Genomic DNA, 15,206 nt, shown 5'->3' with positions numbered 1-15,206 from the left:
AACAAGTTGTTTTTTTTTTTTTTTTGTTTACCAGAGGTTTCTACTCCATTCCGTTGGTGGGGGGGGCCCCCGCCGGGCCCGGGCCCCCCCCACGGTACTGGGTCAGCCGATTGCCGGGAAGTCGCCCGCCCGGACGCCCGCGACAAAAGACCGCCACGCCTCGGGGGCGAAGGTGAGAGCCGGGCCGTGGGGGTCCTTGCTGTCGCGAACCGGGATGAGACCCGTGGAACCAGCAGCCACTTCTATGCAATCGCCTTGGCCGTTGCTGTACGTGCTCTTGCGCCACTTGGCGCTTTGGTACTCGTGACTCACTGGGAATACTCCTCCGCAACTTCCTTCAACCAAGCGATTGACCTCTCGGGCTGAACCGACGACGCCATGAGACGGTCGAAGGCGTCTTCGTGGCGATCGATCTCATGCGGCCGTTCCGAGTAGGTGCTGCTGGTCGGCGCCTCGGAGTAGGCGACACTGCCAGGGATGTCGTTGAACGACAGAATGGAGAACGAGGAACCCATGGCCGCGTGCGCGCCAGCGGAGAAGGGCAGAACCTGGACAGTGATATTGGGCCGTTCATCCGCCATGGCCGCGAGGTGGCCCAACTGTTCGGCCATAGCCGAGGTCCCACCAACCGGCCGCCGAATGACCGCCTCGCTGATGATGGCCCACAGCTGTGGTGGCTCATGACGATCGAGGATCTGCTGACGATCCATCCGCAGTGCGACTCGCCGCTCGACATCTTCGGCGGACTCGGTTGGATTCATGGAGCGGATGACGCTTCTCGCATAGGCCTCCGTCTGGAGGAGCCCAGGAACCAACTCACACTGGTACGTCGCAATCTTCGCGGCGTCCGACTCGAAGCCCACGTAGGCGCGGAACCAGTCTGGCAGGGCATCGCCGTACGCATGCCACCAGCCCTGCTGGCGGCTCTGACGTGTCAGGCCGAGGAAGTGCTTCACCTCATCGGATGAAGTGACGCCGTAGTGCGCCAGGAGTTTCGCAGCATCGCGCTCCTGCAGTGGCACCAGGCCGCTCTCGATACGGCTCAGCTTCGAAGCGGACCAACCCAGCGCGGCGGCCACGTCCTTGGCGTTCAGGTCGCGCGAGGCGCGCAACTTGCCAAGCTCGCCGCCGAGCCTACGCCGCAGCACGGTTGGACTGCCCATGCGTCACACTCCCTGGCTGTTCGCTTCCTTGCATAGTTTGCCATCCCTCCCGGGCGCTCGGCCGCGACCCATAATCATGCAATTGCATGAGCGAAGCAGTTGCATGCAAATGCCTCGCTAGGGCAATCTACAGGGAGTAGTCCTTCCAGTCGCCTGAGTGACCACGGCAGGCCTACCGCCGGGCATCCCTATGCCTCCGCCCGACTTCCGCATGGCTTCAAACTCCGCACCTGGAAGGTGGATTCGCCATGTCCTGCCACTCCTCCACCACCTGGCTGCCGCGCAGCCGCCGCTCCCCCGGCGAGGGGCGCTCCCTCCTCGCCTCGCTCCTCGCCTCCACCCCCGCCGGTGAGCCGTTCCGCGACTCCGGGCTCCTGATCGTCTCGGAGCTCGTCACCAACGCCCTCGTCCACGGCACGCCGCCCGGCCACCGCATCTACCTCGCCCTCGACCTCGACCCCGCCCGCCTCCGCATCGAGGTGCACGACGCCCGGCGGAACCGCGAACCGGTCCTGCGCGCCCTCACCCTCGACGGCGAGGCCGGACGCGGCCTCCACCTCGTCAAGTCCCTCTCCACCCGCACGGGTTGCTCCCCGCGCGAGCACACCGGCAAGATCGTCTGGTCGGAGGTGACCGCGTGAGGGCCGATCACGACGTCCTCGTGGAGATCCCGGACCACCAGCCGCCCGCCGTCCACACCCTCAGCGACGACCTCCTGCGCCGGCTCTGGGACTCGGTCCGCTACCGCCCGATGTCCCGCTTCCAGCACTACGCCCTGGAGCGCCGCCTCACCGGCCCCTGCGCCCGGCGCGACATCATCCGCGACCTCGCCGACGAACCCGTCCTCGTCATCCCCGCCGGCGACCGCGAGATCCGCATCAGCTGGGCCAACCCCGCCCAGCAGCCCACGTGATCGGCCACGTGGGCTGCTGATGCCCGGACCGCCGCCTCAGCACCGGCCCGTCCACTCCCCGCTCCACTTCGACGACGGCCGCGTCGCCGCCCGCCGCGAGAAGTCGGCCGATCCGACTTCTCGCGCCCCTCCGCGCCGACGCACCGCGTCAGAAGTCAGGCCGGCGCCCCGCCTACAGCCACCCCCTCCGCGCGGCCTGCACCCCCGCCTGGAAACGGGTGGTGGCGCCCAAGTGCGCCAGCAGGGTGGAGACCCGCCGCACCACCGTGCGCCGTCCCAGCCCCAGCCGGCGGGCGATCGCGTCGTCCGTGGCCCCTCCGGCCATCAACGTGAGGATCCGCCGGTCGCGTTCGTCGATGCGCGGGTCGACGCCGGCCATGGAGGCGGGTACGGCCAGGCGCCACAGCGTCTCGAAGACCGCGCTCAGCGCGTTCAGCAGCCCGGACGGCCGGATCAGCAGCGAGACGACGCCCGGCCCGTCGTCGGCGCGCAGCGTGACGATGGCCAGGTCGTCGTCCCCGATGGCGAGTTTGAGCGGCGGCTCGTCCAGTGTCCGCGCCTGCTCGCCCGCCTCGATCATCCGGGCCATGTTGGGCCCGGCCACCGGGTCCTGGAACGCGCACCCCTGGTAGATCGCGCGGTAGACGACGCCCGCGGCCATCCGGCGGCGCTGCAGCACCTCCTGGTCGAGGTAGTGGGCGCGGCTGCCGGAGTACGGGGGCACGTCGATGACCCGCACCTGGTGACGGGCGGCGAGTTGGAGGCGGTGGCTGGCGGCCAGTACCTCGGCCGGATCGTCGACGACCTCCAGCGCGCCGTAGCTGCCGGTGTCGCGGCGGGCGAAGCGGTAGAGCCGTTCCAGTTCGGCGCCGGCCCGGCGGGCGGCGGCCTGGCGCAGCGCGTCGTGCTGCAGCACCGCCTCGACCACCCGGGCGGGCGGCAGCGCCTCCCAGGCGTGGTCGCGGTCGTCGGCGCTGTCGGTGGTGTCGAAGGCCACCGCGACGCCCTCGTCGGCGAGGTCGCGCAGCACGGCGAGGACGGCCTCCTCGTCCAGGCCCGCCTCCCGTGCCAGTTCGGGTACGCGGGCGCGCGGCCGGCCGACCAGGCAGTGGTAGACGCGGCCGCGTTCGGAGTCCGGTTCCAGTATGTCGTGCACGACACCCCCCCAATGTCACGGTGCGCTCCGCCCCCCGTACCCGCCCCGGGCGGAGCCGGGGGAGCCTACCCGCAGCGGCGGCGCACATGCGCCGGTGGCCCAGGTGCGCCACCGGGGGCTCTGGCGTCCGGGCGGGGCCCCTGGCAAGAGTTGACGGCGATCAGTCACACGACGGAAGACACGACGGAAGGCCGAGGACGCCCATGCCCCCTGCCCGGCTCCGGCGCGCCCGCGCGGTTCTCGCCGCCCTGGCCGCCTGCCTGCTCCCGCTCGCCGCACCCGCCGCACCCGCGTCCGCCTCGGCAACCGCCTCCGTACGGGCCGGGGCAAGGGCCGACGCGCCGCCCCCGCTGACCGACGGCTTCGGCCTCACCCAGGTCGGCGCCGCCACCGGCAGCGCCACCAACTTCGTCATCACCGTCACGACCCCGCAGGTCGCCGGACCGCACACCATCCGCATCCTGCTGCCCGCCGACTACGCGTCCCGGCCGGACAAGCGCTACCCGGTGCTGTACTTCCTGCACGGCGCCTCGGACAACCCGAGCGACCCGGCGCTGGCCTACCCCGCGCTGACCGCCGCCCAGTCGATGATCACCGTCATCCCGGACGGCGGCCTGCGCGGCTGGTACGCCGACTGGCTCGACCAGGGCACCGCCGCCGGCGCGCAGAACTGGGAGACCTTCCACCTCACCCAGGTCCTCCCGTTCGTCGACGCCAACCTGCGCACCCGCACCGACCGCGCCCACCGGGCCGTCGGCGGGCTGTCCATGGGCGGTTTCGGCGCCCTGCACTACGCCCAGGACCGCCCCGACCTGTTCGGCCAGGTCCTCACCATGTCCGGCGCCAACGACCTGTCCACCGACGAGATGATCATCCGCGGTGCCGTGGTCGCCACCCTGGTCAACGCCGGCACCGTGCTCTGCGGCCCCAGCGACGGCCACCCCTGCGGCCTGGACTTCGGCCCCACCGTCTCCAGCGACGCGATCTTCGGCAGCCCGTACCCGGTGTTCAACGCCGACTGGCGCTGGAACGCCGCCGACCCCGTCGCGCGCGCCGCCGTGCTCGACCACACCGGCATCGCCGTCTACACCGGCAACGGCAACAACAGCCCCGGCGACATGGAGTTCTGGGCCGAGGGCACCGCCAAGCGCCTCAAGCAGCGCCTGGACGCGCTCGGCCTGCCGTACCGCTTCACCGACTACGGCGACGGCACCGGCTGGGGCGCCGACTGCCACGGCGGCCACACCGCGGGCTGCTGGGCGCAGGACCTCGTGGACTACGTCCCGCGCCTGGAGGCGGCCTTCGCCGCCGCCTCCTGACCTCTGACCTCCTCTCCCCACCCTCTCCCCCGACGAAAGGACACCCCTTGCCCACCCTGACCCTCGGACGCACCGCGCCCTGGCTGCGCCTGCTCGCGGCCCTCCTGGTGACCTGTTGCGCCGCCCTGGGCCTGGCCGCCGCCCCCGCCCGCGCCGCCGCGCCCGCGCCGTCCGCCCCGCTCGCCGCCTGCGCCTCGCCGCAGCAGTGCCTGACCATCAAGTCGCTCAGCAACGGGCGCCAACTCGACGTCCAGAACGGCAACATGGGCGACGGCGCCTACATCGTCACCAACTCCGCCCCCGGCTACCACCAGTCCTGGCGGCTGAACGTCGACCCCTCGGACTACACCTTCACCATCGTCAACAACGACACCGGCAAGTGCATCGACCTGGCCTTCCTCACCCCGGCCCTGCGCCAGCAGACCTGCGCCGGACAGGCCAGCCAGCGCTGGTTCCTCCAGCCCGCGCCCGGCGGCGGCGACGCGTTCATGATCCGCCACGCCGGCGACAACACCTGCCTGGACCTGCTGCTCGGCGGCAACTACGACGACGCCTGGACCGACCAGTACGCCTGCAACGGCACCGCCAACCAGCAGTGGGCCACCGGCTTCGCGCAGGCCGCCCGCAACCTGGCCGTCGACCACGCCGCCAAGCAGTGCCAGAAGAACATCTCCGCCTGCTCCTGGGCCACGAAGAGCGAGGCCCCCGCCGCACCGCTGCCGCGGGTGTGCGCCTCCGCGATCTGGTTCAACAACACCAGCAGCACCGTCCAGCAGTCCTTCGCGGTCACCGACACCAGCGGCTGGTCCAACACCATCGGCACCGAGCTGGGCAGCGACATCGGCGGCGGCGCCGAAGGAGTGTTCAAGGCCTCGGTCAAGACCGGCATCAGCTTCCAGAACGTCTGGAGCGGCTCGCGCAGCGTCAACAACTCCGTCACCGTCACCGTCCCGCAGCAGCAGTACGGCTGGGTGACGCTCGCCGAGCTCGCCCGCAAGGTCACCGGCACCTGGACCTTCGACGCCCAGGGCTTCCCGTGGACCGCCGACGACACCATCACCATCCCGGTCACCTCCGACCCCAACGGCGGCGCCACCCTCTACATCGCCAACACCAGCGCGACGTTCAACAGCTGCTCCTGACACCGCGCCCGCTCCACGGCCGCCGCCCGCGCACCGCGCCGGGCGGCGGCTTCGCGTTTCCGCCGGCCGGACGGGAGGGCCGGGCGGGCGGCGGGTCAGGACTGCTCGATCTCCACGGAGGTGATCACCACGTCCTCGACCGGGCGCTCGTCCTCGGTCGGGGCGGCGGCGATCGCGTCGACCACGGCCTTGGAGGCGGCGTCGGCGACCTGGCCGAAGATGGTGTGCTTGCGGTTGAGGTGGGCGGGGGTGCCCACCGTGATGAAGAACTGCGAGCCGTTGGTGCCCGGGCCGGCGTTGGCCATCGCGAGCAGGTACGGCTTGGTGAAGAACAGCTCCGGGTGGAACTCGTCCGCGAAGGCGTAGCCCGGGCCGCCGGTGCCGGTGCCGGTCGGGTCGCCGCCCTGGATCATGAAGCCCTTGATCACCCGGTGGAACAGCGTGCCGTCGTAGTACGGGCCCTGGCCCGGCTCGCCGGTGCGCGGATCGGTGTACTCCCGGGTGCCCTCGGCGAGTTCGGCGAAGTTGCGGACCGTCTTCGGCGCGTGGAACGGGAACAGCTCCAGGCGGATCGGGCCCGCCGTGGTGTGCAGGGTGGCGAACCGGGCAGTGGCCACGGTGACTCCTCGGGGTACGGCTGACGGGTGGGTGGCGGGTGGTTCTGGTCGGTACGGTTCCCGTACGACCGGTACGGTGACCTGGGCCGTTCGGCACCCGCATCCTGGCACAGCGTCCGGCCTCGTGGCCGAACCGGGTGGGACGGTCCGCACGTCCTACCAGGCAGTAGGGCGTCGAGGGAAAGGCGGGTGGCCGTGATGGTCGGTGCGGTTCTGGTGGGGATTCTGGTCCTGGTGGTCGCGGGGTGCGGCTGCGTGGTGTGGGCCGATCGCGGCGGGCCGCGCTGGACCCGGGTGGCCGCCGCCCTCACCCTCGGTGCCGGCAACGCGCTGCGTAGCGCACAGCGCCGCCGGCGCCGTCAGGTGGGCAACAACGGCGGGGGCAGCTACATGGACGGTGGCGGGGGCGGCAACTGAGCCGTCGACGTCCGGGCGGGACCGGCGCCGGGCCGTCTTCGAGGCGGCACCGGCCGCCACGCCGGCCGGGGGCGGGGTGCCAGGGTGTCTGGGGGTTTGACAGGGCGGCCCGGCGCCGCCTTCGCGGGGCGGTCGGACGGCCCGGGCCCCTGAGCGCGAGCGCGTCCCCGGCCGCCGCCCGGGTGGGCGGTGGACGGGGACGCGAGGGGGTGTCAGCCCCCGGGTTCTGCTTCCGGATTCAGCTCCCGGGTTCTGCTCCCGGGTGTCAGCTCTCGGTGGAGCGGCGGCGGGCGGCCGCGACCAGCGCCGCGCCCGCGGCGAGGGCCGCGGCGGCGCCGCCGGCCTCCCAGCCGAGCCCGTCGGTGCCGGTGGCGGCGAGCGCGCCGGAACCGGTGGTGCCGGTGGTGCCGCCGCCCGTACGGGTGCCGGTGGTGGTGCCGGTCCCGGTGCCGGTGGTGAGGCCGGCCGGCTGCACGGTCTGCGGCTGCTGCCCGGTGCCACCGGTGCCCGCGCCCGTCCCCGTACCGCTGCCCGCGCCGTTGCCCTGCTTGGCCGCCGCGGCCTGGTCCTCGGCCTGGGCCTTGGCCCAGCCGTCCTTGAGGAAGGCCAGGAGGTCCGCGTAGCTGCCCTCGTAGGCGGCCATGGCGGCCTTCTTCACCGCGGGGCCGCCGGTCTCGATGATCTGGGAGACCTTCAGCCGGTTGTCGCTGAAGCGCAGGTTCGGCAGCTCGACGGTCAGGAAGCGCCGCACGTCCTCGGCGTTGCCGTCCATGGCCTTCTGGGCGGCCGCGGCGGTGTGCGGGCCGGTCTCCTTGTCGGCGATGACGCGCAGCACCTCGACCCGGTCGTCCTCGAACTGGGCCTTGGCGAAGCCCTCGTTGAGGAAGGCCTCGACGGCCGCGTCGGTGCCGGCGTCCAGCGCCTTGCTGGCCGCCTCGCGCACGGCCGGGCCGCCCTGGTCCATGAGCTGGCTGAGCTTGACCCGGTTGTCGTCGCTGCGCAGCCTGGGCAGCTTGGTCGTCAGGAAGGTCCGCAGGTCGGCCGCGCCGCCCTTGAGGGCCTGCTCGGCGCCCTCGCGCACGCCGGGGCCGGTCTTGGGGTCGGCCACCAGGGCCGCGACCTTGGCGCGGTCCTCGTCCTCGGCGCGGGCGGCGTACTGGCCGGTCGCCAGGAAGTCGAGGACGTCCTGGTAGCTGCCGTTCAGCGCCACGGCGGCGGCGAGGCGCAGCGCGGGGCCGGCCCCTTCGGCGCCGTCGGCGATCCGGGTGAGGCGCAGCAGGTTGTCGGGCTGCTGCTTCTCGGCGAGTTCGACCTCGAGGAAGTGGCGCAGCTCGGCGGCGCCGCCCTTGAGGGCCTTCTCGGCGGCCTCGCGGACCTTGGGGCCGGTGAGCGGGTCGGCGATGATGGCCTCGACCTTGGCGCGGTCCTCGTCCTCGGCGCGGGCGGCGTACTGGCCGGTGGTCAGGAACGCGGTGATGTCCTCGTCGGTGCCGCGGAGGGCGGCCTTGGCGGCAGCCTTCACGGCCGGGCCGCCGACGGCGTAGATCTGGGAGACCCGGACCTGGTTGTCGATCCTGGTCTGCTCGTCGAACTCGACGTCCAGGAAGTGGCGCAGTTCGGCGGCGCCGCCCTTGAGGGCCTTCTCGGCCGCCTCGCGCACACCGACGCCGCTCTTCGGGTCGGCGAGGATGCGCTTGACCTCGGCGCGGTCGCGCTGCTCCTGGCCGTCGGCCTGGGGCTCGGTGTCCTTGGCGGAGTCGGAGCCGGTGTCGGGGCCGGAGACGCCGGTCGGCTTGGGGGTGTCGGTGGCCGAGGCCGTGGTGGGGAAGAGGACGGCGGGGGCCAGAACGGCGGCCGCGACGACGGCGGACACCCGGGGCAGCTTCATCTTGAGCAAGACCTGCTTTGTACGAAGGATCATGAAACGCCAACAGCATAGATCTACTTTTACGACTGCCATACCAATTATTTGCCGAATCTCCCATTCCCCCCACCCGGCTACATATCGCACCGCGCCCCGCCCGTCCGGGGCCACCACTAGGGTGTGGCGGATGAGCTTCCACCTGGTCGTCGGACACGGGCCCGCCGGGGCCGCCACCGCCCGCCTGCTGGCCGAACAGGGCCACGAGGTCCGGGTCGCCACCCGTACCGGACGCCCCGCCGGGCCGGCCGCCGCCGGCGTCGAGCACCTCGCCCTGGACGCGAGCGACCCCGCGGCGCTGGCGCGGGCCGCCCGCGGTGCCGTCGCCGTCCACGGCTGCGCCGCGCCGCCGCTGCCGCAGTGGGCGCGGCTCTGGCCGGCGCTGAGCGCCTCGCTGTGCGCGGCGGCCGAGGAGAGCGGCGCGGTGCTGGTCATGCTCGGCAACCTGTACGGCTACGGGCCGGTGGCGGGGCCGATGACCGAGGACCTGCCGCTCGCCGCGACCGGCCCCAAGGGGCGGGTGCGGGCGGCGGCGTGGGAGCGGGCGCGGGCGCTGCACGAGGCCGGGCGGATCCGGGCGGTGGAGGTGCGGGCATCGGACTTCTTCGGGCCCGGCGTCACCGACGGCGGCCACCTGGCCGCGCGGGTGATGCCCAACCTGCTCAAGGGCCGCCCGGTCGCGACGCTCGGCGACCCGGACGCCCCGCACAGCTGGACCTACCTGCCGGACGTGGCCCGGGCGATGGCCGAACTCGCGGGCGAGGAGCGGGCCTGGGGCCGGGCCTGGCACGTGCCCACCGCCCCTCCCCTGTCGGTGCGCGCGATGGTCGAGCGGCTGGCCGCCGAGGCCGGCGGCGGCCCGGTCCCGGTGCGCCGCCTGCCCGCGGCGGCGCTGGCCGTGGCGGGGCTGTTCTCCCCGCTGCTGCGCGAACTGCGGGAGACGCGCTACCAGTTCGACCGGCCGTTCACGGTGGACTGCTCCGCGTACGAGGCCGCGTTCACGGTGCGCGCCACGCCGCTGGAGGAGCAGCTGCGGGCCACGGTCGCCTGGTGGCGCGAGCGCGACGGCCGGTGACGGACGGGAACGCCGGTCGCCGGCGGGGGCGGGCGCCTCCCCCGCATCGCTCCGTACCCGTCCTTCCTCGTCCGTTCACCGGACACGGAGACCCTGCGTCCGTAGGATTCCGTCCGTGGCCAAACGACGTGAGGTTGAGCGGGAAGTCCTGGGTTCCATAGGCGAGTTGGCGTCCTCCGGGTTACCCGCGGCCGCACTGTTCCGCGAGCTGCACACCCTGCTGCTGGAACCGCTCGGCTACGACGGCGGCTGCTGGCACGGCAACGACCCGGTCACCGGGTTCCCCACCTCCACCGTCGCCGACGGCCTGGACCCCGCCCAGTTCGAGCAGGCCGTGCACCTGGAGCTCCAGGGCGAGGACTCCACCACCTTCACCGCGATCCGCACCGCCGGCCACCGGGCGCAGACCGTCGACCGGGCCACCGACGGCCGCCCCGAACGCAGCGTCCGCTACCGGGAGTTGCTCAACCCCTGCGGCTACGGCGACGAGCTGCGGATCAACTTCGATGTGGGCGGCGGCCGCTGGGGCTCCGCGGCGTTCATGCGCGACCGCGCCCGCGGCCGCTACGACCTGCCCGACCTGCGCCTGGCCGAACGCGTCGCCGCCCCGATCGGCGCCGCCCTGCGCGACACCCACCTCGCCGCCCTGCGCGGCGCCCGCCCCCTGCCGCCCGTCCCCGCCCCGGCCGTCGCCATCCTGGACCGGTACGGGCGGCTGCGCTCGGCGGACGCGGCGGCCCGCGAACTGATCGGACGGATGGCCGAACCCACCGCCCACACCGGCGGGGTGCCCAGCGGCTTCCTCACCGTCGCCCGCCAGGCCGCCCGCCGCGGCGGCCCCGCCGAGGTGCGGGTGTGCACCCCCGACGGCCAGTGGCTGTCCCTGCACGCCTCCCCGCTGGACGGCCGGCGCGGCGGCGTCGCCGTCGTCGCCTCCCCGGCCTCCCCCGTCCAGCGCCTGCCGCTGGCGATCCTCGCCCACGGCCTGTCCCCGCGCGAACAGCAGGTCGCCCTGCACGCGGTGCGCGGCGCCAGCACGAAGGACATCGCCGCGCTGCTCCACCTGACCGTGCCCACCGTCCAGCAGCACGTCACCGCCATCCTCCACAAGACCGGCGTCCGCTCCCGCCGCGAACTCGTCGCCCTCCTGATGGCCGACCACCTCCCCACCCTCGGCCTGCCGCCCCGGTAGCGGACGCACGGCACACGACGCACGACTCCGCTCCGGGCCGGCCGCCACCGCGCGCGCGTTGTCGCAGGTGGGGCCTAGGGTTCGGCCCGTGAACGTTCCCAAGGTCATCCCGATCGGCTACCAGCCCGACTACCGCACCCGCACCATCGGGCGGTGCGAGGGCGGCCAGTTCTACGCGACCGTCGTCGCGGCCTTCCGCGAGGGCTGGAGCGGCGACGACTGGCAGCCGCAGAAGCGCTGGCACGCCGTCCTCCACCGCTTCGACGAGGCCGGCCGCCACCTGGGCTCGCGCATCGAGTTCACCGGCACGACGGCGGACGGCGAGCAGCAGGCGATCGCCGCGGCCCGGCGGCTGCTGGAGCAGTGGCTGGACGCCCTGCCGGGGCGGCACTACCAGGACATCGCCATCGCGCCCTTCGACGTCCGCTTCGAGGGCGCCCTGTTCGGCCTGGTCCTGGAGGTGGACGAGGAAGAGGAGGACGAGGAGGACGGCGTCTGGATGGAGCTCCACCCGGACGGCCTGGCCTTCTCCGCCCCCTGGAACGGCTGCTACGACACCTGAGCACCGACGGCCCGCGCGGCCGGTTCCTCGCCAGGCCCGCTCTTTCGGATCATGCCGGGCGCACGACGCCGGAGCACGCACCTCGCCGCGTTGTCGTCGGTCGCCAATGCTCCGCAGTGGCTCCCTCCTCCGCCTTGCGATGCACGCACCCCAACGCCGCGCGCTGATCCGACGTGATCCGAAGGAGAGGACCTAGGCTCGGCGGTGCCGGGTCTCCGGGGCCTCCGGGGCCCGCGGGGGTGTCCTGCGGGAAGGCGGGGTGTGCGCATGCTCGGGTACGACGCGGACGGGTTCGTGCGGGACGGGGTGCCGCACCGGGTGGTGGCCGGGGCGGTGCACTACTTCCGGGTGCACCCGCGGCTGTGGGAGGACCGGCTGCGGCGGGTGCGGGCGCTGGGCGTGAACACGGTGGACACCTACGTCCCGTGGAACTTCCACGAACTGCCCGACGGGACGGTGGACTTCACCGGCTGGCGGGACGTGGCCCGGTTCGTGCGGCTGGCCGGCGGCCTGGGCCTGGACGTGATCCTGCGCCCCGGCCCGTACATCTGCGCGGAGTGGGAGTTCGGCGGGCTGCCCGCCCGGCTGCTCGCGGTGGACGGGCTGCGGCTGCGCTGCGCGGACCCGGCGTACCTGGCCGAGGTGGACGGCTGGTTCGACGCGCTGGCGCCCGAGCTGCTGCCGCTGCTGGCGAGCCGGGGCGGGCCGGTGGTGGCGGTGCAGGTGGAGAACGAGTACGGCAGCTACGGCGACGACGCCGCCTACCTCGCCCACCTGCGCGACGGCCTGGTGCGGCGCGGCGTGGACTGCCTGCTGTTCACCGCCGACGGCGCCCACGACACCATGCAGCAGGGCGGCGCCATCCCCGGTCACCTCGCCACCGCCACCTTCGGCTCCCGCGCGCCCGAGCGCCTCGCGGTGCTCCGCCGCCACCAGGGCGAAGGCCCGCTGACCGCCATGGAGTTCTGGATCGGCTGGTTCGACCAGTGGGGCCTGCCGCACCACGTCCGCGACCCCGAGGAGACCGCCGCCTCGCTCGACGAACTCCTCGCCACCGGCGCCTCCGTCAGCCTCTACATGGCGCACGGCGGCACCAGCTTCGGCCTGTGGTCCGGCGCCAACCACTCCGGCGCCCACCCGCTGGACGCCGGCTACGAGCCGACCGTCACCAGCTACGACTACGACGCGCCGATCGGCGAGGCCGGCGAACTGACCGAGAAGTTCCACGCCCTGCGCGAGGTCATCGGCCGCTACCTGCCCCTGCCGGACGGCGAACTGCCCGCCCCCGTAGCCCGGGTGGCGCCGCAGCGGCTGGAGCGCGCGCACGGGCGGGCGCCCCTGGCGAAGGCCCTGGACGCGCTGTCGCGGCCGCGCCGGCACGCCGCACCGCTGCCGATGGAGCAGGTCGGGCAGGACCGCGGCCTGATCCACTACCGCACCCGCGTGCCCGGGCCGCGCCCCGAACTGCCGCTGCGCATCGACGGGTTGGCCGACCGGGCGCAGGTCTTCGCGGACGGCCGCCCGCTCGGGACGCTGGAGCGCAACTCCCCCGGCGCGACCCTGCCGCTGGCCACCGGGCCCGACGGCGTCGTGCTGGACATCCTGGTCGAGGCACTGGGCCGGGTGAACTACGGCCCGCAGATGGACGACCGCAAGGGCATCACCCGCGGCGTCTCGCACGGCCACCAGCGGCTCTTCGACTGGCAGATCCGCCCCCTGCCGCTGACCGACCTGGCCGCGCTGCGCTTCACCGACGACGCCGGGGTACGCGACGGGGAGCCGGCCTTCCACCGCTTCACCGCCGAACTCCCCTCCCCCGCCGACGCGTTCGTCGCCCTGCCCCACTGGGGCCGCGGACTGCTCTGGCTCAACGGCTTCCTGCTCGGCCGCCACTGCGCCGCCGGCCCCCAGCGCACCCTCTACGCCCCCGCCCCGCTGTGGCGGGCCGGCGCCAACGAACTGGTCGTCCTGGAACTCGAACGCCACGGCGCAGCGGTGGAGTTGCGCGACGCACCGGACCTCGGCCCGGTCACACCGGCCCCCAGCTCCGAGTACTGACCGGCCTGGGCCCGCCGGCCACTCCCCGACGCGGGACGTCGGACCCGCCGACTTCCTGCTCCGCCACGACTCGGCGACGCGAGGCTTGCTATGGGCACCGACGACCATGGTGCCTCGGGGCTCGCCGGCTGCACGAAGTCCTGGCGGGGATCGATCCCTGCGCCCCGCGTAGGCCCGGCCCGGCCCCGGTGGGCGGGCCGGAACGTCGAGGCCCCGCTCAGACCCCGATCAGGTGCAGCGAGGCCCACAGGGCCAGGACCGCGGCGGTGAGGGTGGCCGGGACGGCGAGCAGGCCGAGGCGGGTGAACTCGCGCAGGTCCACCGGTACGCCGCGGTCGCGGACGATGCCGCGCCACAGCAGGGTGGCCAGCGAGCCGGCGTAGCTGAGGTTGGGGCCGATGTTCACCCCGAGCAGGACCGCGAGGACGGCGCCGGGCCCGACGGGGGCGGCCAGCGGCACCAGGGCGAGGGTGGCGGGCAGGTTGTTGATGACGTTGGCGAGGACGGCGGCCAGGGCGGCGGTGGCGAGCAGGGCGGGCAGCGCGGTGCCGGACGGGACGAGGTGGGCGAGGCCGGCGGCCAGGCCGTTGTCGACGACCGCGCGCACCACGATGCCCAGGGCGAGGACGAACGCCAGGAACGGCAGGGCGGCCGAGCGCACCACCGTCGCGGGGGTGGCGTGGCCGCGGGCCAGGGCGCGGGCGGCCAGGACGGTGGCGCCGGCGGCCGCCGCCCAGGCCGGGTTGACGTCCAGCGCGGAGGCGAGGACGAACCCGGCGAGCGTGCAGCCGACGGTGGCCAGGGCGAAGACCGGCATGGCGGGGGCCGGTCCGGTCTCGGGGGTCTCGGCCGGGGCGGCGTCCAGGTCGGCGGCGAAGCAGCGGCGCAGCACCAGGTACTCGACGCCGACCGCCGCCAGCCACGGCAGCGTCATGAGGGCGGCGAAGCGGCCGAAGCTCAGGCCGCTGGCGGTGAAGGCGAGCAGGTTGGTCAGGTTGGAGACGGGCAGCAGCAGCGAGGCCGTGTTCGACAGGTGGGCGCAGGCGTACAGGTGCGGTGCGGGCCGGGCGCCGAGGCGGGCGGCGGTGGCCAGGACGACGGGGGTGAGCAGGACGACGGTGGCGTCCAGGCTGAGCACGGCGGTGACGACCGAGGCGACGGTGAACACCTGGACCAGCAGGCGGCGCGGGCGTCCGGCGGCGCTGCGCGCCATCCAGGCCCCGCAGGCGCGGAACAGTCCCTCGTCGTCGCAGAGCTTGGCCAGGACCAGGACGGCGGCCAGGAAGCCGATCACCGGTCCGAGGCGGGCGGCTTCGGCGGTGGCGTGCTCCAGCGGGACGGCGCCGGTCGCCACCAGCAGGGCGGCGGCCGGCACGGCGACGACGGCCTCCGGCCAGCCCCAGGGGCGGGCGACGGCGCAGACCAGGACGAGCACCAGGAGTCCTGCGGACAGGGCTTCGGCGCAGGCGGTGTTCAGGGCGCGCTCCTCGGGGGGGGTGGTGCGGTCGGTGCTCGCGCTCGGTTCGCGGCCCGGCGCAGCATGCCACACCGGCGGCGCGCGGCCGCCGGGCGGGTCCGGGGGGGGGGGGGGGGGGGGGCCCCCCCGCCCCCCCCCCCCCCGCCCCCCCCCCCCCGGGGGGGGCCCACCAAAAACACCCCGCGGGGGGGGAC

At 73.9% G+C, this 15,206-nt stretch carries 15 protein-coding genes; 9 read left to right on the top strand and 6 right to left on the bottom strand.

Annotated features, from left to right (window positions below):
* Positions 1-102 precede the first annotated feature (102 nt).
* Positions 103-312, bottom strand: a complete 210-nt coding sequence (locus tag ACWDCZ_RS34670) for a DUF397 domain-containing protein (protein WP_449812851.1) — start codon at positions 310-312, stop codon at positions 103-105.
* Positions 309-1,163 carry a helix-turn-helix domain-containing protein gene (locus ACWDCZ_RS34665; protein ID WP_449812852.1) on the bottom strand — a complete coding sequence of 285 codons (855 nt, stop codon included), beginning with the start codon at positions 1,161-1,163 and terminating at the stop codon, positions 309-311. Before ACWDCZ_RS34665 ends, ACWDCZ_RS34670 begins: the two co-directional genes overlap by 4 nt.
* A gap of 248 nt (positions 1,164-1,411) precedes the next feature.
* On the opposite strand from ACWDCZ_RS34665, the gene ACWDCZ_RS34660 reads away from it, so the two are divergent.
* Together ACWDCZ_RS34660 and ACWDCZ_RS34655 are read left to right on the top strand one after the other, a co-directional pair.
* A complete protein-coding gene (locus ACWDCZ_RS34660; protein ID WP_449817945.1) occupies positions 1,412-1,804 on the top strand; it encodes an ATP-binding protein in 393 nt (130 codons plus the stop codon).
* Positions 1,801-2,076 carry a hypothetical protein gene (locus ACWDCZ_RS34655; RefSeq protein WP_449812854.1) on the top strand — a complete coding sequence of 92 codons (276 nt, stop codon included), beginning with the start codon at positions 1,801-1,803 and terminating at the stop codon, positions 2,074-2,076. Before ACWDCZ_RS34660 ends, ACWDCZ_RS34655 begins: the two co-directional genes overlap by 4 nt.
* A 172-nt stretch (positions 2,077-2,248) precedes the next feature.
* Here ACWDCZ_RS34655 and ACWDCZ_RS34650 read toward each other — a convergent pair whose 3' ends face one another.
* The gene (locus tag ACWDCZ_RS34650; protein ID WP_449817944.1) at positions 2,249-3,232 is read right to left on the bottom strand and encodes a hypothetical protein; all 984 of its coding nucleotides are present in this window, start codon (positions 3,230-3,232) and stop codon (positions 2,249-2,251) included.
* 203 nt (positions 3,233-3,435) lie between these two features.
* Here ACWDCZ_RS34650 and ACWDCZ_RS34645 point away from each other — a divergent pair, with 203 nt between their 5' ends.
* Together ACWDCZ_RS34645 and ACWDCZ_RS34640 are read left to right on the top strand one after the other, a co-directional pair.
* The gene (locus ACWDCZ_RS34645) at positions 3,436-4,551 is read left to right on the top strand and encodes an alpha/beta hydrolase (RefSeq protein ID WP_449817943.1); all 1,116 of its coding nucleotides are present in this window, start codon (positions 3,436-3,438) and stop codon (positions 4,549-4,551) included.
* Positions 4,552-4,598: 47 nt separating this feature from the next.
* On the top strand, positions 4,599-5,693 hold the full coding sequence (locus ACWDCZ_RS34640; RefSeq protein ID WP_449817942.1) for an RICIN domain-containing protein: 1,095 nt from the start codon (positions 4,599-4,601) through the stop codon (positions 5,691-5,693).
* A gap of 95 nt (positions 5,694-5,788) precedes the next feature.
* Here the strand turns inward: ACWDCZ_RS34640 and ACWDCZ_RS34635 are convergent, their stop codons facing one another.
* Positions 5,789-6,310, bottom strand: a complete 522-nt coding sequence (locus tag ACWDCZ_RS34635; RefSeq protein ID WP_049655493.1) for a peptidylprolyl isomerase — start codon at positions 6,308-6,310, stop codon at positions 5,789-5,791.
* A 198-nt stretch (positions 6,311-6,508) separates the two neighbouring features.
* Between ACWDCZ_RS34635 and ACWDCZ_RS34630 the strand changes: the two genes are divergently transcribed.
* The gene (locus ACWDCZ_RS34630; RefSeq protein ID WP_387969320.1) at positions 6,509-6,727 is read left to right on the top strand and encodes a hypothetical protein; all 219 of its coding nucleotides are present in this window, start codon (positions 6,509-6,511) and stop codon (positions 6,725-6,727) included.
* Positions 6,728-6,992: 265 nt separating this feature from the next.
* On the opposite strand, the gene ACWDCZ_RS34625 is transcribed toward ACWDCZ_RS34630, so the two are convergent.
* On the bottom strand, positions 6,993-8,615 hold the full coding sequence (locus tag ACWDCZ_RS34625; protein WP_449817946.1) for an ALF repeat-containing protein: 1,623 nt from the start codon (positions 8,613-8,615) through the stop codon (positions 6,993-6,995).
* A gap of 163 nt (positions 8,616-8,778) precedes the next feature.
* Here ACWDCZ_RS34625 and ACWDCZ_RS34620 point away from each other — a divergent pair, with 163 nt between their 5' ends.
* From ACWDCZ_RS34620 to ACWDCZ_RS34605, 4 genes are all read left to right on the top strand, one after another.
* Positions 8,779-9,723 (top strand): NAD-dependent epimerase/dehydratase family protein, encoded by a 945-nt coding sequence (locus ACWDCZ_RS34620; RefSeq protein ID WP_449817941.1) that lies wholly within the window; start codon positions 8,779-8,781, stop codon positions 9,721-9,723.
* Between the two features lie 115 nt (positions 9,724-9,838).
* On the top strand, positions 9,839-10,915 hold the full coding sequence (locus tag ACWDCZ_RS34615) for a LuxR C-terminal-related transcriptional regulator (RefSeq protein ID WP_449817940.1): 1,077 nt from the start codon (positions 9,839-9,841) through the stop codon (positions 10,913-10,915).
* A gap of 88 nt (positions 10,916-11,003) precedes the next feature.
* The gene (locus ACWDCZ_RS34610) at positions 11,004-11,477 is read left to right on the top strand and encodes a hypothetical protein (protein ID WP_049658226.1); all 474 of its coding nucleotides are present in this window, start codon (positions 11,004-11,006) and stop codon (positions 11,475-11,477) included.
* 267 nt (positions 11,478-11,744) lie between these two features.
* Positions 11,745-13,535 carry a glycoside hydrolase family 35 protein gene (locus ACWDCZ_RS34605; RefSeq protein ID WP_449817939.1) on the top strand — a complete coding sequence of 597 codons (1,791 nt, stop codon included), beginning with the start codon at positions 11,745-11,747 and terminating at the stop codon, positions 13,533-13,535.
* Positions 13,536-13,752: 217 nt separating this feature from the next.
* Here the strand turns inward: ACWDCZ_RS34605 and ACWDCZ_RS34600 are convergent, their stop codons facing one another.
* Positions 13,753-15,012 (bottom strand): SLC13 family permease, encoded by a 1,260-nt coding sequence (locus ACWDCZ_RS34600; protein WP_380740555.1) that lies wholly within the window; start codon positions 15,010-15,012, stop codon positions 13,753-13,755.
* Between the last annotated feature and the right edge of the window lie 194 nt (positions 15,013-15,206).

The organism is Kitasatospora sp. NPDC001225, from assembly GCF_053597855.1.
This window is presented reverse-complemented; position numbering and strand designations above follow the sequence as displayed.